This is a genomic window from Stenotrophomonas sp. YJH_SMC_101-4 (genome assembly GCF_059370395.1).
Window position 1 is genome coordinate 709,518 of sequence record NZ_JCAFTP010000001.1, and the last position, 21,947, is coordinate 731,464.

Below are 21,947 nucleotides of genomic sequence, written 5' to 3' on the forward strand. Positions count from 1 at the left end.
CCCTTCTTTCGATGAGAACCGTGATGAACGACCACGTCCGCGCACGAACCGACTCCCGCCGCCCGCGGCCGGCCCGACGGGCGCTGCTGTGCTGCGCCGTGCTGCTCAGCCTGGCCACCCCGGCCGGTGCGATGGCCGCAGAAACCACCATGGTCAAGCTGATCAAGGGCCTGATCGCCAGCGGCGCGCTGAAGCCAGAAGACGGCCAGGCACTGCTGGTGCAGGCCGAGGCTGAAGCAGCGGCCGCATCGCGCACTACGACCACCGCACCTTCGGCCGCCAGCGGTGGCGTGGCCCTGGAGGCCGGCGACGTGCGCGTGCCCTACGTGCCGCAGAGCGTGCGCGACGGCATTCGTGACGAAGTACGCCAGGACGTGATGGCGCAGGCCAGGTCCGAGGGCTGGGCGGCACCGAACGAAGTGGCTGAGTGGACCAAGCGCATCAAGGTGACCGGTGACATGCGCGTGCGCAGCGAGTCGCGCTTCTATTCCGAGCGCAACAGCGACATCGTGAGCAACTGGTCGTCGATCAATTCCGGCAACGGCTTCGACACCAACACCAACACCAACCTGCAGCTGCCGCCGCTGCTGAACACCCGCCAGGACCGCCGCAACCTGTGGCGCATCCGCGCCCGCCTGGGCATCGAGGCCACCATCGGCCAGCACACCACGGCCGGCGTGCGCCTGGCCAGCGGCAGCAGCAATGGCCCGGTGTCGACCACCGAGCAGCTGGGCGGTGGCCTGAGCAAGAAGGACGTGTGGCTGGACCAGGCCTGGCTGGCCTACAGCCCGGCCGACTGGGTGACGGTGCGCGGCGGCCGCTTCGGCAATCCGTTCTGGACCAGCGACACGCTGTTCTCCAACGACCTGAACTTCGACGGCCTGGCCGCCAACCTGCAGCATGACTTTGACGGTGGTGACCTCGGCCTGTTCGCCAACCTTGCCGTGGTACCGCTGGAGTACACCTCCGACAGCGCGCCCAGCCAGAGCCGGGTCAAGACCCCGAACGAGAACAAGTGGCTGTCCGGTGCACAGGTGGGCGTGAACTGGCGCTTCAACGACGACAATGCGCTGCGTGCCGCGTTGGGCTACTACGACTTCAAGAACATCAGCGGCCGCCTGTCCTCACCGTGCGCCCTGTACGCGGGTGCGGTGGGCTGTGACACAGACTGGTCGCGCCCAGCGTTCATGCAGAAGGGCAATACCCTGATGCTGATCCGCGACGTCGCGCGCAATCCGCTGGACCCGGCCAACACGCCGACCCCGCAGTATGTCGGCCTGGCCTCGGCATTCCGCCTGGCCACGCTCAACCTGCGCTGGGATACGCAGCTGGCCCAGGGCATCGGCCTGCGCCTGGATGGCGACTACATCCGCAACCTGGCCTACGACAAGCAGGCCATGTTCAGCCGCGCCAACAACGGCATCGTCAACAACTACGGTGCCGGTGGCGCCGCCAGCATCGATACCTTCCGCAGTGGCGACACCGCCTGGATGGTGCAGGCCACCTTCGGCGCCACTGACCTGAAGGAGAAGGGCCAGTGGCAGGCGCTGCTGGGCTACAAGCATATCGAGGCCGATGCGCTGCCGGACGCGTACAACGACCCGAACTTCCACCTCGGCGGCACCAACGCCCGTGGCTACTACGTGGGCGGCGCCTACGCGCTGGATGCGCGCAGCTGGATCAGCGGCAAGTGGATGGCGGCCAAGGAAGTGTCCGGTGCGCCGCTGTCGATCGACGTGTTCCAGCTGGAGTTCAATACCGGGTTCTGAGTGGCGGGCGTGATGCGGATCACGTCGTGCGTGGCGGGGGCGCAGCGATGCGCCCGTCTAGGGAAAGGAGACCACGCGTTGCACATAAGGAGGAGTGGATGAGCCGTCGCAAGCTGTTTGAAAGTTCCGAACCGTCCAGTCGATCGCTGGGCATCGGCCCGGCCTATGTCTCGGTGGAGGGGCTACGCCAGCACTTGGCGGAGTTCCTGCTGTATGCAGGCCGGCCGGTGGTGATCATGCGCGGGCGCAGCGAAGTGGGTTACTTCCTGCCGGCGCGCTGCTGGCGCCAGCGTGACGACGATCCGCTGGCGGCGGCCGCCGCCGACCAGCTGTTGGACGCGGCCGGGTTCCAGGCCGAGGATATCCAGCAGGTGGAGCAGGAATTCAACGCGATGCGCCAGCGCACCGTGCTGCATTCACGGCGCTGAGTGGCCGCCGGGCATGGCCCGGCGCTACCCGATGGCCCCGCGCCGCTCCGGTAGCGCCGGGCCATGCCCGGCGAGCGTCGTCTGTAGATCCACGCCATGCGTGGATGGGGTTACGCTGCAGCCCCACGCTCACTGGAGATGCGTGCACCTTCGCGCATCACCAGGGTCACCGGGGTCTTTTCCACCACCTCCAGCAACCGCTGCCACTGCGCATCGCTCAGCTCGGCACTGGCATGCAGCACGCGGTGCACGTGGAAGCGTCCATCCGCGTCACGTTCCGAGCGCAGCTCGGCATGGAACTCGCCCAGTTCCCAGCCCTTGCGCTGCGCGTACATGCGCAGGGTGATGGCGGTGCATGCCGCCAGCGAGGCCAGGTACAGGTCGAACGGTGCGAAACCCTTGCCCTGGCCGCCCAGCGAGGCGGGCTCGTCCGCATCCACATCGAAGCTGCCATTGCTGATGTGGTGCAGGTAGTTGTCGGCGGTCGAAACAATGCGTGCGTAGGCCATCGGGATCTCCTGTTGTCTGTAGGGCCGAGTCATGTTCGGCCAATCCCACTGTGGCGTCGAGCCATGCTCGGATCTGCCCTGCATGGATGATGTGGGCGGCGGCGGCTTGCCGCCTGCGGCCCGGCAGCCCACAATCCACGTCCGGACCGTCGCCATCACGCCCATCATTCCCCGGTCCGGCCTTGGCACCTATGTCTCCCAATGCCCTGGCGCTGGTCGAACTGCTGATCCGCGAGCGCCGTGCGCTGTCTCGCTTCATCGCGCGCTACCTCGACCCGGCCAGTACCGAGGACACGCTGCAGAACCTGTACCTGAAGGCCAGCAGCGTACCCGGCGATCCGCCCATCCTGGAGCCGCGCGGCTATCTGTACCGGATGGCCTATCACCACGCGCTCAACCGCAGTCAGGCCGACGCCCGCGAGCGGCGTGCGATGGCCGAGTACGCCCTCGACATGGCCGAGGCCAGCCGCGATGGCGAGGCGCAGGCGCTGGACCAGGCGCAGCTGCGCGAGATCACCCAGACCATCCTCGCGCTGCCGGCCCAGGTGCGTGAGTGCTTCGTGCTCAACCGCTACCTGGGCCTGAGCGAGCGCGAGATCGCCGCCAGGCTGGGTATTTCCAAGAGCCTGGTCGGCAAGAATGTGCTGCGCGCGGCGCTGTTGATCCAGCAGCATCAGCAGGGAGTGCATTGATGAGCTGCGATTGCCGTGGGCAGATCGCGCCCGCCGTTGTCACAACAGGAAGGCGCACCCGTTCGTGGTGCGGCAGGCCACAACCATGAACACGTCCGAACCCTCGCCGCGTCAGGCCAGGCAGGCGTTGCGCTGGGTGATCCGGTGCAGTGCAGGCCCGCTGCCGGAACGTCAGCAACGAACCCTGCAGCGCTGGCTGCAGGCCGACCCTTGCCATGCGCTGGCCTGGCGCCAGCAGCAGGCCTTCTGGCAAGGCTTGGATGCCGCCGGGCCGGAGGTGCTGGCCGCGCTGCCTGTGCTGACGGCTGATCGCGAAGGGTTGCGCCCGATCGCACCGCGCCGCCGCCTGCCGTGGCTGTTGGCCAGTGCCGCCGCAGTGGTACTGGTGGTCGCGGCCGCACCGCAGGCGTTGCTGCTGGCGCGCAGTGACCTGCGCAGCAGCGATGCACCGCGCGTGGTGCAGCTGGAGGACGGCAGCACCGCCGCACTCGATGCGGGCACCGCATTGGCGGTTGAGTTCGATGGTCAGCGGCGGCACCTGCGCCTGCTGCGCGGCCAGGCCTGGTTCCAGGTGGTGCATGAACAGCGACCGTTCCAGGTCGAGGCCGGCGGTGGCCAGATCCGTGACATCGGCACCGCCTTCAGCCTGTCGATGCGGGACACCACGGTCGTGACCCAGGTCAGCGAGGGCGTGGTCGATGTTCGCCCAGGCGATGGCAGCGTGCAGCGCCTGCATGCCGGGCAGGCACGGGTGTTCCGTGACGGTCGCTGGCTGCGGCCGGTGCAGCTGGAAGATCTCGAGACGATGGCGCCGTGGCGGCGTGGCGAGGTAGTGATCGACGATCAGCCGGCCGCGCAGGCCATCGCTGATCTCGCGCGCTACCGTCGTGCACCGGTCTGGGTACTGGGCGGGCAGGGCGCGGACTTACGGGTCAGTGGTCTGTTCCATCTGCAGCAACCGGAGGCCGCCATCGATGCGGTGGCCGCGCAGGCAGGGCTGCGTGTGCAGCGCTTGCCCGGCGGCGCGCTGGTGGTGTGGTGAGGCTCGCGCAATGCCCGGATGAACCGGTCGCATAAAAAAAACATGAAAAAACCGTGGGCAATCGCCACATCGCGCTGTCTATAGAGGTATAGCCAGAGCGAAACACCGTTTCTCCTCAAGCCAGACATGCCACCGGCACCGGATGTGCCCGTGGTTCCGCCACGCTTGAGGAGTTCCTGTCCATGCCGTCCACGGCATCCGCCTGTCATCGTCGCGTCACCGCCCTGGCCCTGGCCATCTCCACTGCATTGCTGCCGCTGGCCTGGGCGCCGGGCGTGCAGGCGCAACCGGCGGTCGTCGCGCCGTTGCGCCAGTACACGATTCCGGAACAGCCCCTGGCCGACGCTGTGCGTGCCTTTGGCCGCCAGGCTGATGTGCAGGTGGTGTTCCGCAGTGACCTGGTGGAGGGCCGCCGCTCCAGTGCGGTGAAAGGCGAGTACAGCCAGATGCAGGCACTGCAGCAGCTGTTGCGCGGCAGCGGCGTGCGTGCACAGCGCGGCATGGACGGCACCTGGAGCCTGCGGGCCGCAGTGGAGGCGGGTGAAGGGGAAGGGGTGCGGGTAACCGAGACTCTGGACGTGGCCGGTCGCCTGCAGTCGGAAGGGGGCGAGGCGCGTGATCGGCGCGGCTACGATGATGTGTTCGCGCTGGACCTGACCACGGCGTATTCGGGGCGCGACCGGGTGGAGCGCTACCGCGGCTCCAACCCGGCCGACGTGGTCAAGGATCTGGTCGGTGTGTTCAGTGGCGATGCGCGCAACAGCGGCGCGCTGGACATCAACATCCGTGGCATCCAGGGGCCGGGGCGGGTGCCGGTCAGCATCGACGGTAGTGAGCAGGCGCTCACGGTCTGGCGCGGCTACAACGGCGTCAGCAACCGCAATTACATCGATCCCAACCTGATGGGTGGCATCCAGGTCATCAAGGGGCCAGGGCTGGTGCGCGATGTGCACAGCGGGATCGGTGGCGCGCTGGTGATCAAGACCATCGACGTCGATGACATCGTGGAAGCGGGTGAGCGCTTCGGCGGGGAGCTGAAGATCGAAGGCAGCAGCAATGCGGTGGCGCCACGCCTGCCGCGGCTGCACACCGGCGAGGATTACCGCACCGTGCCGGGGTTTCCGCAGGGCTCGCCGAACTCGCCCTACGACGACCGCACCCTGGTGGTGCCGGTGAAGTCGCGCAGTGGCAACAACCCCCTCGATGGCGAGGACCAGGCCTGGCGCCTGGCGCTGGGCGTGCGTGGCGACAACGTCGACCTGATGGCCGCCTACGCCTGGCGCAAGCGCGGCAACTACTTCTCCGGGACCCAGGGCAGCGCCTACTACGACCAGGACCGGCGCGAGCAGTTCGAGTACCAGGGCATCGACTACATCACCACGCTGGCGCGCTACTTCAAGCCCGGCGATGAAGTGCCCAATACTTCCAGCGAACAGGAGTCCTGGCTGGTCAAGGGCAGCTGGCAGATCAACGATGACCAGCAGTTGAAGGCGACCTGGCGGCGAACGCTGTCGCACTACGGCGAGATCATGCCGTCGCGCATCCTGTCGGCACCGGACTATGGGCGCATCCAGTGGCCGCTCAGCCGGGTTGCGTCCGATGCCTGGAACCTGGAGTACCGCTTCCAGCCGGCCGCCAGCCGCTGGCTGGACCTCTACGCCAACCTGTGGCGCACAGAGACGGACAGCGATACCTACACCGCAGGCGGCTTTCCGAACTTCGCCCCGGGCAATCCGGACTGGAATGCCGGCGCCAGCCCGATTCTGCGCAACACCGCGCTGGCAAATGCGAGCAACGACCGGACCGGCCTGACCCTGAGCAACCGCTTCGCCCTGCATTCGACCCTGGACCTGACCGTGGGCGGCAACTGGCAATACGAGAAGCTCGGTTCGCGTGACCCGTATTTCGGCCCGTCCGACGGCTGGCGCATGTACCCGCGTGCCGGCCGTCGCCAGGAGGGCGAGGGCTACCTCACGCTGGAATGGCGTCCGGTCGACATCCTGACCCTCAATGCCGGCGTGCGTTACAGCCGTTACTGGGCGTTCGACGACTTCCTGCAGGCCCACCCGGAACTGCAGACGACCTCGATCGTGCCGCGCGAAGCGCAGTACCGGGTGAATGAACTGCCACCGCGGCCGGACAGCCTGCAGGGCGAGATCGACGCACTCGAGAGCGAGCGGGAATTCTGGGACAGCATCGGCATGGGCTGGATCGTCGATCAGTCGCTGGCCGACCTGCTGCGCAAGTACGAGACACCCAGGGAGGTCCAGCACGGCGTTCCCTGGTTGCCCGATGCAAACGGCAACTACAGCCGAGCCACCAATCCCTGCCTCAACGGCCAGGTCGCCGCCATCCCCGGGCTGCTGCCGATGGTCCTCGGCACCGACATCCGCTGCAGGATCGGGGGCGGGGCGATGCAGTCGGTGGCCGGGCGCAACGAACGGCACCGCGATCACGCCTGGTTGCCGACGTTCTCGGCGACGGTGCGTTTCTCGCCGGCCGCTCGTGCCTATCTGCGCTACAGCGAGGCGGTGCGCTTCCCCAGCATGTTCGAAAGCACCATTGCGTTCTCCAGCAGCCTCAATCCGCTGTATCCACTCAAGCCGGAGCATGCCTACAACTACGAGCTGGGGTACGTGCACAACCTTTCCGGGCTGTTCGGCAACACCGCCGATGCCGACGTCAAGCTGGCCTATTACGTGCACAAGACCCGCAATGTCATCGAGCGTGATGCGTACTTCATGTTCGACAACATCGACAAGCAGACCATCCGCGGCATCGAGCTGCAGGCGCGCTTCGACAACCGGCGCTTCTTCACCGATCTGGGCATCAGCCGCATCCTTGAAAACGAAGTCTGCGATGAAAGCTCGGCGGTACGGCTGGATGCGGACCAGGGGCGGGTGCCCAACTGCGTCCAGGATGGCTTCGTCAGCGGCTATCTGCTGACCCAGGCCACGCCGAAGCTGTCGGTGAACTGGTCACTCGGCACCCGCCTGTTCGATGAGCGCCTGGAGCTGGGCAGCCGCATCGTGCACTACCAGCGGCACGACAATCCGGACCTGCAGGCCTACCGCGACCGCCTGATCGCCGGGGGCAGCAGCCTGCTCTGGCAGAACGTGCCCTTCACCTGGGGAAACATCACCACGGTGGATGCCTACGCCCGCTGGCGCTTCAACCAGCACGCCAGCGTCGAGCTGGTCGGCAGCAATCTCGGCAACCGCTATTACGTCGACCCGGCAACACGCTCAACGCTTCCGGCACCGGGCCGCACGATCAAGCTTGGCATCACCGCGCGCTTCTGAGTCCGCATTCGACAGGGAGAATCAACCGTGAAACAGCCCCGCACCCTTGTACTTTCGATCGGCCTGCTGGCTTCCATGCCGGTCATGGCTGCCGACATCGCTGGCGGGCAGAGCCCGGCCCAGGACGGCGTCCATTACATCAACGCAGGCGAATCGACACTCAATGCCGGTCCGCACCGTTCCGGTCGCGCAGGCATTTCGTTGGGGCCGTATGCCAACGCGGCGCGAGTGGACGTGGCCAGCCTGGCGCCCTACGCCACCACGGTGGTGCGTGGCGCAACCACGGTCCGCACGCTGGGCCCGGACGCAGGCCTGCCGTTCGCCACCGCTGGCGTGGGCTACTTCAGCTTCGTGCAGATGGGCAATGCAGATGTCTGGTTCGGTGAATGGACATCCAGCGGCGCGCAGGCGGGCTTCAATCACCGCCAGGTGTTCTTCGTCGGTGACCGTGCCGGTACTTCGCTGCCAGCAGGCATCGTGACCTACACCTTGGCTGGCATCAACCGCTTTGATGGCAGCGGCGTGCTGGAAGGTGCACTGCGGGCGAATTTAGATACCGGCACCGTCACCGCCGGCCTGGTCGGGACCGGATACAGGCTCGCCGCGAGCGGCACGCTGGATCGCGCCACCGGTGCGTTCAGCGGTTCGGCCATCGCCAATGGTTCGATCATCGGTACCAGCAGCGGCCAGTTCTTCGGCGCCGGTGCCAGTGCGGTGACCGGCATCGCAACCTTTGCCGGCAACAGCCAGTTCGATACGTCCTTCGGCGGTCAGCGCAACTGATCCGCCGCCGTTCCTTTTTGTGTTGTACCCGTAGTTCCCTCAACCCAAGGAGCAATACCATGAAAATGATCAACCGTTCCCTGTTGGCCGTCGCCGCTGCACTGGCCCTGGCCGGCACTGCGCAGGCGGCCGACATCGTCGGCGCTGCCAGCCCGGCGACCGATGCGCAGCTGTACGTCAAGGTGGGTGCGTCGGAAGTCAACGGCGGCCCGCACTCGGCCGGCAAGGCCGGTATCGGCGTTGGCACCGTGTCCAATGCCAAGCCGGTCGATTTCCAGGGCCTGGCGGCCTACTCGGCCCCGACCACCGTCAATGGTGTCACCGTACGCACACTGGCCATGCCGATCACCGGTACCCCGGGCAGCCATTCCGGCATGGGCCACTTCAACTTCGTCAAGGTCGGCAGCGGCGATGTGTGGTTCGGCGAGTGGTCCAAGGATGGCGCCGCTGGTGGCTTCAACAACCGCCAGGTCTATTTCGTCGGTGACCGTGCCGGCACCACGCTGCCGGCCGGCGTGGCCACCTACAGCGTGGCAGGCCTGAACAAGTTCAATGGCAGCAACCTGCTGTCGGGTACGTTCCGCGCCAACTTCGGCAATGGCACCCTGCTCGGTGGCCTGAGCGGTGGCGGCCTGTCGATCAACGTCAACGCCAACATCAACAGCGCCAACGCCTCGTTCGCCGGCACCGCCACCGCCAACGGCAGCGTTGCCGGCACCACCCAGGGCCAGTTCTTCGGCGCCAACGCGGCCACCCTGGCCGGTATCGCCACCTTCAGCGGCAACAGCCAGTACGACACCGCCTTCGGCGGCAGCAAGAACTGATCGCCACGCCCCTGACGGGGCAGGGCAGGGACAAGCCGCGATCCGCCAGTCCCTGCTTCGGCCCGCTGCATGCACCACCACGGATCGACCATGCGCCATTCCATCTTCCTTGTCGTACTGCTGTTGGCTGCCACCGAGGTGCGCGCCCAGCAGGACGATCTTCGTCGTGCGCTTGAACAGGGCACCGAACTGCGCCACCAGCAGCAGGACCAGCAGCGCCTGCAGCAGGCCGAGTCGGAGCGGCCGACCATCACCATCGACGGCCAGACGCTGCGCGTGGAGCGCACCGTCGATGATCTTGGCCAGGCCCTTTACCTCTCTCTGCAGCATCAGCAATGGCAGGCCGCCGCTGCGTTCCTCGATGAGTACATCGAACTGCCGGGGCATGACCCCCTGCTGCGCCACTATGCGCAGGGGGCGCTGGCGCGGGTGGCAGGCGACCATCGTCGCGCGGCGATGGAGTACGAAGCGCTGCTGGCGGCGCAGCCGGATTTCCTGCCGGCCCGCCTCGAGCTGGCACGTGTCTATGCGGAAGACCAGCGCGATCGCGATGCGGCCGCGCTGTTCACAGCCATCGCTGCAGGCATCAATGCCGATGATCCGGCCACGGCCGGCGTCCGCGCGCGCGTGGACGGTTACCTGGGTGCCCTGCAGGCGCGCCAGCGCTGGAAAGGCGCGCTGTCCGCCGGCCCGGCATGGAGTGACAACATCAACCGCAGTTCGGCCAGTCGCACCTGCCTGTTCGGCGTGGGCGACGCCTGCATCATCGAACGGAAACTGCCGGACGCCCAGCGCGCGGCGGGCCTCGACTACGACGCCAGCCTGGAACGGCGCTGGGTGCTCGGCGGGCATCATGGGCTGTACGTGCGCGGTCTCGCCTTCGGTCAGGCATGGCGCGGGCACAGTGCGTACAACGAGCTCAATGCCAACGTGCAGGCGGGTTACAGCTGGCGTAGTGCACGGCAGACCGTGATGCTCGCCCCCAGCTATGACTACCAGGCCCTGGGCAACCATGCGCTGCAGGGCGGCAGTGGCGTGCACGCGGAATGGCAGTACGCCCTGGATGCACGCAGCCTGCTCAAGCTGGAGGCTGACTGGAAGCGCCAGCGCTATCGCCAGCAGGGCCTTGCCAGCAACTACGACGGCGAGCTGGCATCGCTGTACGCCACCTGGTTCCGCGCGCTCAATCCACGCTGGACGGTCTTCGCCGGGCTGGATGTCACCGACAGCAGCGCAGCCGACCCGGCCAACGGCTACCGCCAGCGCGGCCTGCGGCTGGGCGCGGCGCGGCAGTGGAGTGGCACCACGGCCACCGTATTCGTGTCGCTGCGCCAGCGCGACTACGACACCTGGAGTCCGTTGCTGGAGGCGCGCAGGCAGGACGACGAACAGAACCTGATCGCCATCGTGCGCAGCGAGCGCTTGGCCGTGGCCGGGCTGGTACCCAGCCTGAGCCTGCGCTACGCGCGCATCGACAGCAACGTCGGCTGGCTGTACAGCCACGACCGCAGCCTGCTCAGCCTGAAGTGGGAACGGGCCTTCTGAACGCGGCGTTGCAATGCCGCGGTGAACGCGCCGTGGCCGCGACCTTCATCCATCATCACGCGCTCTTGTAGCCCGGTTCGCGCATCCTGCGGGCGTTGCGGCAGAGGTGGGCCGCGTGTATCGAGGAGCGCCGGTCGTGCTGGAAGCGGGCAACAAACCAGAGGGCCTGAAAGGGCTGCGTGTACTGGTGGCGGAGGATGAATTCGCCATCGCGATGTTCCTGGTCGACTATCTGGAGCTGAAAGGCGCACAGGTGGTGGGGCCTGCCGGTGACCTGCAGGCGTTGGGGCAGCTGGTCGATACCCATCCCATCGATGTGGCGTTGCTGGACATCAACCTGGGCGGTGAGCAGGTCTATCCGCTGGCCGATCGGCTGGCCGAGGCGGGTACCCCCTTCCTGCTGACCTCCGGTTACGACGACAACCTGCCCAGCCGCTTCGCCAGCGCGCCGCGCTGTACCAAGCCTTATCACATCGAAACCCTGGTGCAGCAGCTGGCCGGGCTGGTGGCGGCGCCGCAGGTCTCTGCGGGCATCGCCTGATTGCGCGGCATGTCGCGCCGTCCTGAAGGCATCCACGCCGCCACGCTGCGTGGCGGGATGCCACCTGCGCCGCGCCTGCATGCGCGCCACGATGGCATGGCCGCGCGTATCGCCCGCCATGACTGGTCATCCACGCCCTTGGGTGCCTGCGCGCAGTGGCCGCCCCACCTGCGCGCCACCGTGGACCTGATGCTGGCCCATGGCTTCCCGATGATCGTGCTGTGGGGCGAGCAGCTGGTGCAGCTCTACAACGATGGCTATGCCGAGATCCTGGCCGACAAGCATCCCGGTGGACTCGGCCAGCCGACCCGCGAGTGCTGGCCCGAGGTCTGGCACATCAACGGGCCGCTCTATACCCGGGTTTGGCAGGGCGAGACGCTCACCTTCGAGGACAAGCTGTATCCGCTGGTCCGCCGGGGGCGTCTGGAGGACATCTGGTTCACCATCACCTACAGCCCGATCCGTGGTGAGGAAGGGCGCATCAACGGCGTGCTTGTGACGATGTTCGAGACCACCGCCGCGCATCTGGCGCGGGCCGCGCGCGAGCGCGAGGAACTGCGGCGGCGCGAGAGCGAGCGACGCCTGGAACTGGCCTTCAGGATGCTGCCGGTCGGCCTGTGCATCGTCGATCTGCAGGGTCGCATGCTGCTGTCCAACGACCAGATGCGTGCCTACCTGCCCAGCGGCAAGGTGCCTTCCACCGATGAGGCCAACCTGCATCGCTGGCGTGGCTGGCATGCCGACGGTAGCGCCATCGGGCCGGAGGATTTCGCCATCGCCCGTGCGATGCGCGGCGAGACCGTGGTGCCGGGGCTGGAATTCCAGTACCTGCACGACGATGGCCGCGCGCGCTGGACCCGGGTCGCGGCCGCGCCCCTGCGCGATGGCGATGGCGAGGTCAGCGGGGTGTTCGCCATCGCCGTGGACATCGACGATCTCAAGCGTGCCGCCGAGCGCCAGTCGGTGTTGCTGGCGGAGCTGCAGCACCGGGTGCGCAACATCATGTCGACCATCCATGCCATTGCCTGGCGGACCCGCGAGTCGGTCAGCAGTGTGGATGAATACGCCGAACGGTTGTGCGGGCGACTGATGTCGCTGGCACGCACGCAGAGCCTGCTGACCCGTGGCGCCAATGCCGGGGTCTGCCTGCGTGGCATGATCGATGAGGAGATCGCGGCGCAGACGCCAGCAGCGGCCGCCTACCGCCTGCAGGGCGAGGACGTGCTGCTGCCGCCGAAGGCGGCCGAAGTGCTGTCCTTGGCGATCCACGAATTGGCGACCAACGCCCTGCGGCATGGTGCGCTGACCCATGAGGACGGCCGGATCGACGTGTCCTGGCACCTGCAGGTGCAGGACGGGCAGCCGTGGCTGGGGCTGCACTGGTGTGAACGCCATGCCACCGTGGAAGACTGGGAGCTGCCCCGGCAGCGTGGCCTTGGCCGGGCGCTGATCGAGCAGCGCGTGCCGTACGAGCTCGCCGGCAGCGGCGAGCTGCGCTTTGGCCCACAAGGCCTGGATGCCTGGATCCGCTTCCCGCTGCGCGAGCGTGACAGCCTGCTGCAGACTGATGCTCCGGACGCAGCGGCGGACGGTTCCGGCAGGTAAAGGTCCATTTATCCCCAATTGGGCCAAATTGGGTATAGTGGCCATTATCCACCCTGCCCGGAGCCGTGCCATGACCCTGCCGCTGGATCTGCCTGGCCTCGAGAAGGCCCCAGCCTCGTCGGTGAAGACCCGGGGCTGGCCGAGCCTGATGCGTACCGTGCGCGAGAAGCAGGCGCTGGTCATCACCAACCACAACCACCCCGAAGCGGTGATCGTGGACATCCGCACCTACCAGGAGCTGCTGGCCAAGGCCGCCGGCAGCGATGCCGGTGAGCGCAGTGAAGAACTGCTGCGCCTGCGCGGCGAATTCGACCAGACTCTGGCTGGCCTACAGCGCGGTGAGGGGCTGGGCAAGGTGCTGGGCCAGCCGATCCGCCGCGGCCGCAAGGTCACCCTCGGCCGTCCGCTCTGACCGATGGGGCGGATCCTGGTGCTGGCCGGCGTCAACGGCGCCGGCAAGAGTTCGCTGCTGGGAACCTGGCTGGAAGCCGAAGGGCTGGGCTGGTTCAACCCCGATTCGTTCACCCGCCGCCTGGTAGAGGCGGGCTGGCCGCTGCCCGACGCCAATGCCGAGGCCTGGCAGGAAGGCACCCGCCGCCTGCGCCAGGCCATGGCCGATGGCACGGACTTCGCCTTCGAGACCACGCTGGGCGGCAACACCATTCCGCGCCTGCTGCGCGAGGCCTGCGAGCACCATCACGTCGCGATCTGGTTCTGTGGCCTGGCCACGGTGGACCTGCACATTGCCCGTGTTGCAGCGCGGGTGGCCGCCGGCGGCCACGACATTCCGGTGGAGAAGATCCACGCCCGCTTCGATTCGGCGCGCGAGAACCTGCTGGAACTGCTGCCACACCTGGCCGAGCTGCATGTCTACGACAACAGCGCTCCCGCCGACGCCGACGGCTGCGTCGAGCCGCTGCCGGTGCTGGCGATGGCGCACGGCCAGCTGCAGTACCCGGTCTCGGTGGCCGAGCTGCTGCACACGCCGGACTGGGCCAAACCCATCGTGATGCGTGCGATGGAGTTGAACGCTGCGCGCGATTGAGGGCGCGTACGTTGTAGAGCCGAGCCCACGCTCGGCTGATCCCTCGAAAGGCAGCCGCGCGCGGGCTTGGCCGTACAACAACGCCGGCTTCGCCGAGCCTCAGGCCGGCTTTACCTGCTCAGGCTCCGCAGTCTCCGGCAGTGGCGGCAGGCTCGGGTCCACCGTCACCGGCACATCGCTCTTCAGCAGTGCGGCGGCTTCCTTGTCGCTGCCGACCGCCGGCGGTGAACCGCGCAGCGGCAGGCCAGCGGTCTCCTTCACGAACAGCATGGTGACCAGGCCGATCACTGCCGCGCCCATCAGGTAGTAGGCCGGCACCAGCGGATCGCCGGTACGTTCCACCAGCCATGCGGTCACCAGTGGCGTGGTGCCACCGAACAGCGACACCGACACATTGAAGGCGATCGACAGTGCGCTGTAGCGCACCGGGGTATAGAACAGCGCCGGCAGCGTGGACGGCATCGAGCTGGTGAAGCACACCAGTGCCAGGCCCAGCAGCATCAGGCCGAGGAAGATCAGCCAGTCGTTGCCGCTGCCGATCAGCAGCAGGCAGGGTACGGCCAGCACCAGCAGCGCGATGCAGGCACCGATGATCATCGGGCGGCGGCCAAGCTTGTCACTGAACAATCCGCCGACGATGTTCAGCGGCATCATCACCAGCATCACGATGATGATCAGCAGCAGGCCCTTGCTCTCGGCATAGCCCATGGTGACGCTGAGGTAGCTGGGCATGTAGGTCAGCAGCATGTAGTCGGTCACGTTGAACACCAGCACCAGGCCCATGCAGACCAGCAACTGGCGGCCATGTACCTGGAACAGCGCGGCGAGCCCGGGCCGGTCGTGCTCGCGCTTCTCGGCTTCCTCGGCGAAGGCGCGGAAGGCCGGCGTTTCCTCCAGTTTCATGCGCATGTACAGGCCGAGCAGGCCCAGCGGGCCGGCCACCAGGAATGGAATGCGCCAGCCCCAGTCCAGCATCTGTCCGCTGCTCAACAGCATGTGCAGCGCGGTCACGGTTCCGGCGCCGGCGATGTAGCCGCCCAGCGTGCCGAACTCCAGCCAGCTGCCCATCAGGCCGCGGTTGCGGTCGGTGGAATACTCGGCGATGAAGGTGGCCGCACCGCCGTACTCGCCGCCGGTGGAGAACCCCTGCACCACACGTGCCAGCAGCAACAGCACCGGTGCCCAGATGCCGATGCGCTCGTAGGAGGGAATCAAGCCGATCGAGAACGTGCCCAGCGCCATCAGGATCATGGTGAACGCCAGCACTTTCTGGCGCCCATAACGGTCGCCGAGCGGGCCGAACACCAGGCCGCCGAGTGGACGCACCAGGAATGCCACGGTGAAGGTGGCGAAGGCGGCGATCACCTGTGCCGTGGGGTTGCTGGACGGGAAGAACACCTGGCCGATGGTGACGGCCAGATAGCCGTAGACACCGAAGTCGAACCACTCCATGGCATTGCCAAGTGCGGCGGCGCCCACGGCGCGCTTGAGCATGGGCTTGTCGACGACGGTGATCTCATCGACCTTCAGGTGGCGGCGGCGTTTGAACCAGCCGAAGTGGGCATGGGAATCGGGCGTGTCCTGCATAGGGGCTCCCTTGTAGGTATGGAATAGGGGAATGGGTGCTGTGGTGTGTCCCGGAAATCGGAAGCGGCGATGCAGGCGCAAGTGGCGCAGGGGCATCGGAAGGCGGCGTGGGGGCCGGGGAATGTGTGCAGGCGCAACGCCACGCGCACGGCAAAGCACCGCCGCAGGGGCGGAGACGCGAAAACGGGATCACAGCGGCCGCGCAGTCAGCGGCCAGGTATCACATCAGCGTAGGGGGTGCAGGCAGAGCGCCTGCGGGCGTCATCCGCCGGGATCCAGCGCGAGGCGATGGAAATGCAGGGCGGGAGCATTCGTGGCAAGCGAAGCGCCGGTCGGCAGTGCTTCCCACGTAACAGGTGCGCCCGTCACGTAGTGGGTCGTGTCGATCATCCGTTCATCATAACGGCATCGGCGTGAGCATGCAGCGAAGCAGGCTGATCTGCACGCTGTGTTCCACCTCGCCTGTTCAGAAGGCTCAGGCCGACTTCGCCACCAAACCGAACACCGTGCAGGCCATCGCCAAGGCGCCCGGCAGTGCCAGTTTCCGCGTGACCAGTGCGGCGCCGATCATGGTGAGCACCGAGAGCATGATGGCCAGGGCGAAGAACGGTTGGCCCTGCAGGAACTGGTGAATGCAACCGGCACAGCCGGCAATGGCCAGGCTGGTGGCAAAGCAGACGTGGAACAGTGAGCCAGCGTACACAGAGGTTCCTCGCGATGATGGAGGCCATAGCGGCAGGCAGGCGGACAAATTTAGCGCTGATTGCAGATTGCGATGACGGGATCACATCCTGTACCCGCTCTGGTGACATCGGCGTGCATAAGGTGGAGCGCACACCCACTTTTCGGATTGATGGAGGATGCAATGGCGCGGACGATTCCCGAAGGAACTCTGATCGTGGTAGCCGACGGTGGTTCGGCGCGGGTGTTCACCAACGTGGGCAGCAACCACCAGTTGACCCTGAAGCAGGAAGGCGAACTGCGCCTGCAGGACATCAGCGAGCAGGGTGTATCCGGGCAGGGGCCTGCGGGTGCCGTGCCGAAGGACATGTCGGTCTCGCAGCTCAATGAGGCCACGTTCGCCAAGCAGGTGGCCGAACAGCTCAACGAAGATGCCTTGAAGAACCGCTATGCGCACCTGGTATTGATCGCCGACCCGACCACGCTGGGTCGCATTCGTCCGCTGCTGCATAAAGAGGTCCAGGCGCGATTGCTCGGGGATATTGCCAAGGATCTGACCAACGCGCCGCTGGAAGACATCCAGAAGGCACTGGCGGCGTAGCGCTCATGCCGTTCATGCGTGATCACCTTGCGAACGGGCCCACCTCTGCGGAGGTGGCGGCGCAGCCTGGCTGGCAGGTGCTGGAGTTCGGTGCGCCCTGGTGTGGTCATTGCCAGGCCGCGCAGCCCGCGTTGCAGGCCTTTGTCGAAGCGAACGATCTGCCGCATTGGAAGATCGAGGATGGCAAGGGAAGGCCATTGGGGCGAGCGTTCAAGGTGAAGCTGTGTCCGACGGTGGTGCTGCTGCGCGATGGAGAGGAGATCGCGCGGGTGGTAAGGCCGTTGGACAGCGCGGATCTCATGTCGTTGCAGAGCGCACTTCCCGGTTGAAGAGTAAACCCGGTGCGGGACACCGGGCAGTCGCACTGCAGCATGCGGCGTGACAGGCCCGGTGCTAGGATCCCGCTATCACCTGAATCGATCCAAATGCCGATGCCCACGCTGGACCGTCGTCTCCTGATCGCTGTCGCCGCCACGGCGATGTTCGCTTCCGGCCTGGCGTCGGCCGCGCCTGCCAGAACCGCCGCCGACAAGGCCTATGCCTCGGTCGACCCGTTCATTGGTACGGGTGGTGAAGGCCACACTTACCCGGGTGCCACGGTGCCGTTCGGCATGGTCCAGCTCAGCCCGGACACACGCATCCAGCCACGCGAAAAGGCCTATGGCTGGGCAGCCGGCTACCGCTACGACGACAGCAGCATCGTCGGCTTCTCGCACACGCATTTTTCCGGCACTGGCCATTCCGATCTGGGCGACATCCTGCTGATGCCGTTCACCGGCAGTCCCGGCCTGGAGCGTGGCGATCCTGAGAAGCCGGGCAGCGGCTATGCCTCTCGCTTCCGCCATGATGATGAGAAGGCCGAGCCGGGCTACTACGCCGTCACCCTGGACGACTACAAGGTGCGCGCCGAGCTGACCACCAGTGCGCGCGTGGGCGTGCATCGCTACGCCTTCCCCAAGGGCGCCGACGCCAAGGTGCTGCTGGACATGCGCACCAGCATGTACGACTACCCGGGCAAGGTGCTGTGGTCGCGGGTGCGGGTGCGCGCCGATGGTACCGTGACCGGCTTCCGGGAGACGCGCGGCTGGGCGCCAGGTCGCCAGCTGTACTTCGCGATGCGTTTCTCGCGGCCGCTTTCCGGGCATGAGCTGCACAACACCGAGCAGGACATCGTCTACAAGGGCTTCCCGCCGCCGGGCGAGAAGGATCCAGCGCAGCGCGCACAGGTCGAAGGCCGCCAGCTGGTCGGTACCTTCGCATTCGGCAAGCTGGATGCACCGCTGGTGGTCAAGGTCGCGATCTCGCCGGTCAGCGAGGCCGGTGCGATTGCCAATCTGGATGCAGAAGTGGCCGACTTCGATTTCGACCGCGTGCGCGCGCAGGCGAAACAGGAATGGACGCAGGCGCTGTCGGTACTTGATATCGAGGCCCCCGAGCACGCCCGCCGCAGTGCGTATACCGCGCTGTACCACACGCTGCTGGGGCCGACGCTGTTCATGGATGCTGACGGCCAGTACCGCGGTTCGGACAACGCGGTACACAAGGCCGATGGCTTCACCCACTACTCCACCTTCTCGCTGTGGGATACCTACCGTGCGTTGCACCCGTTGCTGACGCTGGTGCAGCCGGAGAAGCGCAACAGCGACTTCGTCAATTCGATGCTGGCCCACCACGAGCACAGTCCCTACGGCATGCTGCCGGTGTGGTCGTTCCATGGCCTGGAAGACTGGTGCATGATCGGCTACCACGCGGTGCCGGTGATTGCCGATGCCTACGTGAAGGGCATCCGTGGCTTCGATGCCGACAAGGCATTGAAGGCGATGGTCGAAACCGCCAACTACGGCCCGTATGACGGCATCGCGCAATACCGCGAACTCGGCTATGTGCCGATCGACGAAGAAGGCGAGGCCGCCAGCAAGACTCTCGAGTACGCCTTCGACGACTGGACCATCGCGCGCATGGCGCAGGCGATGGGCAAGACCGATGTGGCGGCGACTTTCGACACGCGTGCCGGCAACTGGCGCAATGCCTTCGACAAGGACACCGGCTTCATGCGTGCGCGCAAGCGCGATGGCAGCTTCCGTACACCGTTTGACCCGAGCGCCAGTGGCTATGGCACCGACTACACCGAAGGCAACGCCTGGCAGTATTCGTGGTATGTGCCGCAGGACGTGGCCGGACTGGCTGCAGCGCATGGCGGCAGTGACAAGCTGCTGGCGCGCCTGGATGAGGTGTTCAACGCCAAGGTCGATCCGTCCATCTTCGAGCACATGGAAGACATTACCGGGTTGATCGGCTGGTACGCACATGGCAACGAGCCCAGCCACCACGTGGCCTACCTGTATTCGTATGCCGGCCAGCCGTGGCGCACGCAGGCGCGCCTGAAGCAGATCATGGACACCCAGTACGCCGATCGCCCCGATGGCCTGGCCGGCAATGATGACGTCGGCCAGATGTCGGCGTGGTACGTGTTCACCGCGCTGGGCTTCTACCCGGTGGCGCCGGGCTCGGGCGAGTACATCCTCGGCCGCCCGTTCCTGCCGAAGACCGCGATGCGCCTGCCGAACGGCAAGGCGTTCACCATCGTGGCCGATGGGCTGGATGACGGGCACACCTACGTCGGCAACGTGAGCCTCAACGGCAAGCCGCTGCAGCGCACCTTCCTGCGCCATGACGAGATCCTGGCAGGTGGCGAGCTGCGTTTCACCATGCAGGCCGAGCCGAACAAGGATTGGCCGGGGCAGGGCGCGCAGGCGCCGTATTCGATGAGCCGGTGATGATTGGTAGGTGCCGACCTTGGTCGGCACGCTTCACGGCTGACCTTGAACCTGTAGAGCCGAGCCCATGCTCGGCTCAGGTATCGCGTCAACGGCAGCCGAGCATGGGCTCGGCTCTACAAGGGCAATTCGACAAAGGTCAGCGAAACCGCAACCCCACCCGCGCACCGCCGATCGGGGCGGTATCAATCATCAAGGTCGCGCCATGCCGCTGCGCGATCTCGGCCACGATCGCCAGCCCGAGCCCGCAGCCGTCGCCGTCGCTGCTCGCCCGATAGAAGCGTTCCGTGACGCGCGCGCGTTCGGCTTCGGCGATGCCGGCGCCGTCATCGTCCACCCATACCTGCGTGCCTTCGACCTCCTGCCGAACGCCGAGGGTGATCACACCGCGCGAGGCGCCATAGCGCAGCGCGTTGTCCAGCAGGTTGCCCAGTGCCTCGCGCAGCAGCTGTGGATCGCCCTGCACCTGCACGCCGTCGTCGGGTCCGTCGTAACCCAGGTCCACGCCCGCAGCCAACGCGCGATCGGCGTAACGCTCGACCACGCCGCGCGCCAGCGCGGCCAGATCCAGCGGCCGCAGCGGCAGTGCACTGCCATGTGGATCTTCCGATCGGCTGAGCATCAGCAGCTGGTTGACCAGGTGCTGCAGCCGCGCCAGCCCGGCCAGCGTGCCGGACAGCGCCAGTTGCTGGGCCTGCGGATCGTGCTGGCGCAATGAACTCTCAAGCTCCACCTGCATCGCTGCCAGCGGCGTGCGCAGCTGGTGCGCGGCATTGCTGACGAAGCGCCGCTGTGCATCCTGCATCGCGTCCAGGCGCTGCAGCAGCGCGTTGTAGGCCTCCACCGCCGGCCACAGTTCGCGCGGAGCTTCCTGCGCCGGATCCAGCGGCGCCAATGGATCCGGCCGCGGGCTGGCCAGCTTCCGCGCAACCAGGTTGGCATGGCGTGCGGCAGCGCCTGTACCGGACCAGGCCAGCCATGCCGCCAGTGCCAGGATCGCAGCCTGGAACGGAACGCTGGTCAGCAGCAGCTTGCGCTCCAGCCGGTGCCGCTTGCGCAGTGTCTCGGCCACGCGCAGCCGGATGTCATGACCCGGCCCGGCGCTGACCACCACTTCGACCATGCGCACGGCCTGCCCACGCAGCCGCGCATCATAGTAGACCGGGTCGTCGCTGCCGGCGGACATCGACGGGCGTGGCAATGCCTCGGGCAGGTCGCCATACAGGCGCCCACCCGCGGCGTCGACCACCTCGCCATGCACTTCGTCGGCGGTGTCCCAGGTGAACATGCGCGACACCGCCGGGGTGATCTCGATGGACGCGCGGCCGTCCTGCACCGTCACCAGCTCGGACAACGACATCGCCGAATCCAGCAGCCAGCGGTCGTAGACCTGGCCGGCGTAGAAGCGCGCCAAGGCGAATGAACCCACTGCGCTGCACAACAGCAGTACCAGCAGTGGCAGCCACAGGCGTCTCAGCAGCAGGCCACGCAGGCTGTGCACGCGCTCAGTCACCCACGGCCTCCAACCGGTATCCAAGCCCACGCAGCATGCGGATGCCGACGCCGGCGTGGGTCTGTTCCAGCTTGCGGCGCAGGCGGCTGACATGCACCTCGATCACCGACAGGTTGGCTTCGTGGTCCCAGCTGTACAACGCATCGAACAGGCGCTGCTTGGTGACAGTGCGGCCGGGATGCTGCATCAGCGCCTCGACCAGCGCCAGCTCGCGCGCGGTCAGTTCGATGCGCTGTCCATCCACCTGTACTTCATTGCGGATGCTGTCGAAGCACAGGCGCCCGAGCCGCTTCCGCGCCGGCGCGTCGCTGCGCCGGCGTGACAACGCGCGCAGGCGTGCTTCCAGCTCACCCAGTGCGAACGGCTTGGCCAGGTAATCGTCGCCACCCCGGTCCAGCCCAAGGATGCGGTCCTCCACACCATCGCGTGCGGTCAGGATCAGCACCGGCAGGGTGACGCCGTCGTTGCGCAGGCGTGAGAGCAGGTCCAGGCCATCGACGTCAGGCAATGAAAGGTCCAGCACCATCACGTCATACGGTGCGCTGGCCAGTGCCGCCGGCGCGTGCAGCCCACGCGAGAGGTGGTCGCACAGATGGCCGGCGCCCTGCAGGGCGCGGATCAGTCCATCGGCCAGCGCGGCGTCGTCTTCGATCAGCAGGATTCGCATTGCAAGCTTCGTGCAAGGTTGGGGCAAGTTTGGCGC

General features: G+C 66.8%; 20 protein-coding genes. 15 read left to right on the forward strand and 5 right to left on the reverse strand.

The window, feature by feature from the left end:
* Positions 1–23 precede the first annotated feature (23 nt).
* Positions 24–1,769 carry a putative porin gene (locus AC5P8D_RS03315; RefSeq protein ID WP_329763414.1) on the forward strand — a complete coding sequence of 582 codons (1,746 nt, stop codon included), beginning with the start codon at positions 24–26 and terminating at the stop codon, positions 1,767–1,769.
* A 98-nt stretch (positions 1,770–1,867) separates the two neighbouring features.
* Positions 1,868–2,197 carry a hypothetical protein gene (locus AC5P8D_RS03320; RefSeq protein WP_005416760.1) on the forward strand — a complete coding sequence of 110 codons (330 nt, stop codon included), beginning with the start codon at positions 1,868–1,870 and terminating at the stop codon, positions 2,195–2,197.
* 110 nt (positions 2,198–2,307) lie between these two features.
* Here AC5P8D_RS03320 and AC5P8D_RS03325 read toward each other — a convergent pair whose 3' ends face one another.
* Positions 2,308–2,706, reverse strand: a complete 399-nt coding sequence (locus AC5P8D_RS03325; protein ID WP_010485361.1) for an OsmC family protein — start codon at positions 2,704–2,706, stop codon at positions 2,308–2,310.
* 191 nt (positions 2,707–2,897) lie between these two features.
* On the opposite strand from AC5P8D_RS03325, the gene AC5P8D_RS03330 reads away from it, so the two are divergent.
* The 10 genes from AC5P8D_RS03330 to AC5P8D_RS03375 all read left to right on the forward strand — a co-directional run bounded on the left by AC5P8D_RS03330 (position 2,898) and on the right by AC5P8D_RS03375 (position 14,085).
* Positions 2,898–3,398: an RNA polymerase sigma factor gene (locus AC5P8D_RS03330; RefSeq protein WP_329758854.1), complete on the forward strand. Its 501-nt coding sequence runs from the start codon at positions 2,898–2,900 to the stop codon at positions 3,396–3,398.
* Between the two features lie 85 nt (positions 3,399–3,483).
* A complete protein-coding gene (locus AC5P8D_RS03335; protein ID WP_313508538.1) occupies positions 3,484–4,440 on the forward strand; it encodes a FecR family protein in 957 nt (318 codons plus the stop codon).
* A gap of 182 nt (positions 4,441–4,622) precedes the next feature.
* Entirely contained in the window at positions 4,623–7,742 is a 3,120-nt protein-coding gene (locus AC5P8D_RS03340) for a TonB-dependent receptor (RefSeq protein ID WP_433896977.1), read from the forward strand.
* Between the two features lie 27 nt (positions 7,743–7,769).
* The gene (locus tag AC5P8D_RS03345) at positions 7,770–8,525 is read left to right on the forward strand and encodes a HupA family protein (RefSeq protein ID WP_495203069.1); all 756 of its coding nucleotides are present in this window, start codon (positions 7,770–7,772) and stop codon (positions 8,523–8,525) included.
* 59 nt (positions 8,526–8,584) lie between these two features.
* Positions 8,585–9,349 (forward strand): Slam-dependent surface lipoprotein, encoded by a 765-nt coding sequence (locus AC5P8D_RS03350; protein WP_019659846.1) that lies wholly within the window; start codon positions 8,585–8,587, stop codon positions 9,347–9,349.
* 90 nt (positions 9,350–9,439) lie between these two features.
* The gene (locus AC5P8D_RS03355; protein WP_495203070.1) at positions 9,440–10,894 is read left to right on the forward strand and encodes a surface lipoprotein assembly modifier; all 1,455 of its coding nucleotides are present in this window, start codon (positions 9,440–9,442) and stop codon (positions 10,892–10,894) included.
* Between the two features lie 136 nt (positions 10,895–11,030).
* Positions 11,031–11,435 carry a response regulator gene (locus AC5P8D_RS03360; protein ID WP_019337750.1) on the forward strand — a complete coding sequence of 135 codons (405 nt, stop codon included), beginning with the start codon at positions 11,031–11,033 and terminating at the stop codon, positions 11,433–11,435.
* Between the two features lie 9 nt (positions 11,436–11,444).
* On the forward strand, positions 11,445–13,040 hold the full coding sequence (locus AC5P8D_RS03365) for a PAS domain-containing HWE histidine kinase family protein (protein WP_053443137.1): 1,596 nt from the start codon (positions 11,445–11,447) through the stop codon (positions 13,038–13,040).
* A gap of 70 nt (positions 13,041–13,110) precedes the next feature.
* Positions 13,111–13,452, forward strand: a complete 342-nt coding sequence (locus AC5P8D_RS03370; protein ID WP_010485378.1) for a type II toxin-antitoxin system prevent-host-death family antitoxin — start codon at positions 13,111–13,113, stop codon at positions 13,450–13,452.
* 3 nt (positions 13,453–13,455) lie between these two features.
* Positions 13,456–14,085: an ATPase gene (locus AC5P8D_RS03375; RefSeq protein WP_010485380.1), complete on the forward strand. Its 630-nt coding sequence runs from the start codon at positions 13,456–13,458 to the stop codon at positions 14,083–14,085.
* Between the two features lie 99 nt (positions 14,086–14,184).
* Here the strand turns inward: AC5P8D_RS03375 and proP are convergent, their stop codons facing one another.
* Together proP and AC5P8D_RS03385 are read right to left on the reverse strand one after the other, a co-directional pair.
* Complete coding sequence (proP, locus tag AC5P8D_RS03380; RefSeq protein ID WP_043396178.1) at positions 14,185–15,672, reverse strand: glycine betaine/L-proline transporter ProP; 1,488 nt, start codon at positions 15,670–15,672, stop codon at positions 14,185–14,187.
* A 475-nt stretch (positions 15,673–16,147) separates the two neighbouring features.
* Complete coding sequence (locus AC5P8D_RS03385; RefSeq protein ID WP_019337747.1) at positions 16,148–16,375, reverse strand: hypothetical protein; 228 nt, start codon at positions 16,373–16,375, stop codon at positions 16,148–16,150.
* Positions 16,376–16,537: 162 nt separating this feature from the next.
* Here AC5P8D_RS03385 and AC5P8D_RS03390 point away from each other — a divergent pair, with 162 nt between their 5' ends.
* The 3 genes from AC5P8D_RS03390 to AC5P8D_RS03400 all read left to right on the forward strand — a co-directional run bounded on the left by AC5P8D_RS03390 (position 16,538) and on the right by AC5P8D_RS03400 (position 19,731).
* Positions 16,538–16,954, forward strand: coding sequence for a baeRF12 domain-containing protein (locus AC5P8D_RS03390; RefSeq protein WP_019337746.1), 417 nt, complete (start codon positions 16,538–16,540; stop codon positions 16,952–16,954).
* Between the two features lie 5 nt (positions 16,955–16,959).
* Positions 16,960–17,283, forward strand: a complete 324-nt coding sequence (locus AC5P8D_RS03395; protein ID WP_495203071.1) for a thioredoxin family protein — start codon at positions 16,960–16,962, stop codon at positions 17,281–17,283.
* 96 nt (positions 17,284–17,379) lie between these two features.
* Positions 17,380–19,731 (forward strand): GH92 family glycosyl hydrolase, encoded by a 2,352-nt coding sequence (locus AC5P8D_RS03400; protein ID WP_197601364.1) that lies wholly within the window; start codon positions 17,380–17,382, stop codon positions 19,729–19,731.
* Positions 19,732–19,870: 139 nt separating this feature from the next.
* On the opposite strand, the gene AC5P8D_RS03405 is transcribed toward AC5P8D_RS03400, so the two are convergent.
* Positions 19,871–21,244: a sensor histidine kinase gene (locus AC5P8D_RS03405; RefSeq protein ID WP_134958200.1), complete on the reverse strand. Its 1,374-nt coding sequence runs from the start codon at positions 21,242–21,244 to the stop codon at positions 19,871–19,873.
* Positions 21,237–21,911 carry a response regulator gene (locus AC5P8D_RS03410; RefSeq protein ID WP_019337742.1) on the reverse strand — a complete coding sequence of 225 codons (675 nt, stop codon included), beginning with the start codon at positions 21,909–21,911 and terminating at the stop codon, positions 21,237–21,239. The genes AC5P8D_RS03405 and AC5P8D_RS03410 overlap by 8 nt, the downstream gene beginning before the upstream one ends.
* Positions 21,912–21,947: the final 36 nt, after the last annotated feature.

Coding starts and splice junctions, on each gene's coding strand:
- AC5P8D_RS03315 (WP_329763414.1), top strand. CDS start 24: ATGAACGACCACGTCCGCGCACGAACCGACTCCCGCCGCCCGCGGCCG.
- AC5P8D_RS03320 (WP_005416760.1), top strand. CDS start 1,868: ATGAGCCGTCGCAAGCTGTTTGAAAGTTCCGAACCGTCCAGTCGATCG.
- AC5P8D_RS03325 (WP_010485361.1), bottom strand. CDS start 2,706: ATGGCCTACGCACGCATTGTTTCGACCGCCGACAACTACCTGCACCAC.
- AC5P8D_RS03330 (WP_329758854.1), top strand. CDS start 2,898: ATGTCTCCCAATGCCCTGGCGCTGGTCGAACTGCTGATCCGCGAGCGC.
- AC5P8D_RS03335 (WP_313508538.1), top strand. CDS start 3,484: ATGAACACGTCCGAACCCTCGCCGCGTCAGGCCAGGCAGGCGTTGCGC.
- AC5P8D_RS03340 (WP_433896977.1), top strand. CDS start 4,623: ATGCCGTCCACGGCATCCGCCTGTCATCGTCGCGTCACCGCCCTGGCC.
- AC5P8D_RS03350 (WP_019659846.1), top strand. CDS start 8,585: ATGAAAATGATCAACCGTTCCCTGTTGGCCGTCGCCGCTGCACTGGCC.
- AC5P8D_RS03355 (WP_495203070.1), top strand. CDS start 9,440: ATGCGCCATTCCATCTTCCTTGTCGTACTGCTGTTGGCTGCCACCGAG.
- AC5P8D_RS03365 (WP_053443137.1), top strand. CDS start 11,445: ATGTCGCGCCGTCCTGAAGGCATCCACGCCGCCACGCTGCGTGGCGGG.
- AC5P8D_RS03370 (WP_010485378.1), top strand. CDS start 13,111: ATGACCCTGCCGCTGGATCTGCCTGGCCTCGAGAAGGCCCCAGCCTCG.
- AC5P8D_RS03375 (WP_010485380.1), top strand. CDS start 13,456: ATGGGGCGGATCCTGGTGCTGGCCGGCGTCAACGGCGCCGGCAAGAGT.
- proP (WP_043396178.1), bottom strand. CDS start 15,672: ATGCAGGACACGCCCGATTCCCATGCCCACTTCGGCTGGTTCAAACGC.
- AC5P8D_RS03390 (WP_019337746.1), top strand. CDS start 16,538: ATGGCGCGGACGATTCCCGAAGGAACTCTGATCGTGGTAGCCGACGGT.
- AC5P8D_RS03395 (WP_495203071.1), top strand. CDS start 16,960: ATGCCGTTCATGCGTGATCACCTTGCGAACGGGCCCACCTCTGCGGAG.
- AC5P8D_RS03400 (WP_197601364.1), top strand. CDS start 17,380: ATGCCGATGCCCACGCTGGACCGTCGTCTCCTGATCGCTGTCGCCGCC.
- AC5P8D_RS03410 (WP_019337742.1), bottom strand. CDS start 21,911: ATGCGAATCCTGCTGATCGAAGACGACGCCGCGCTGGCCGATGGACTG.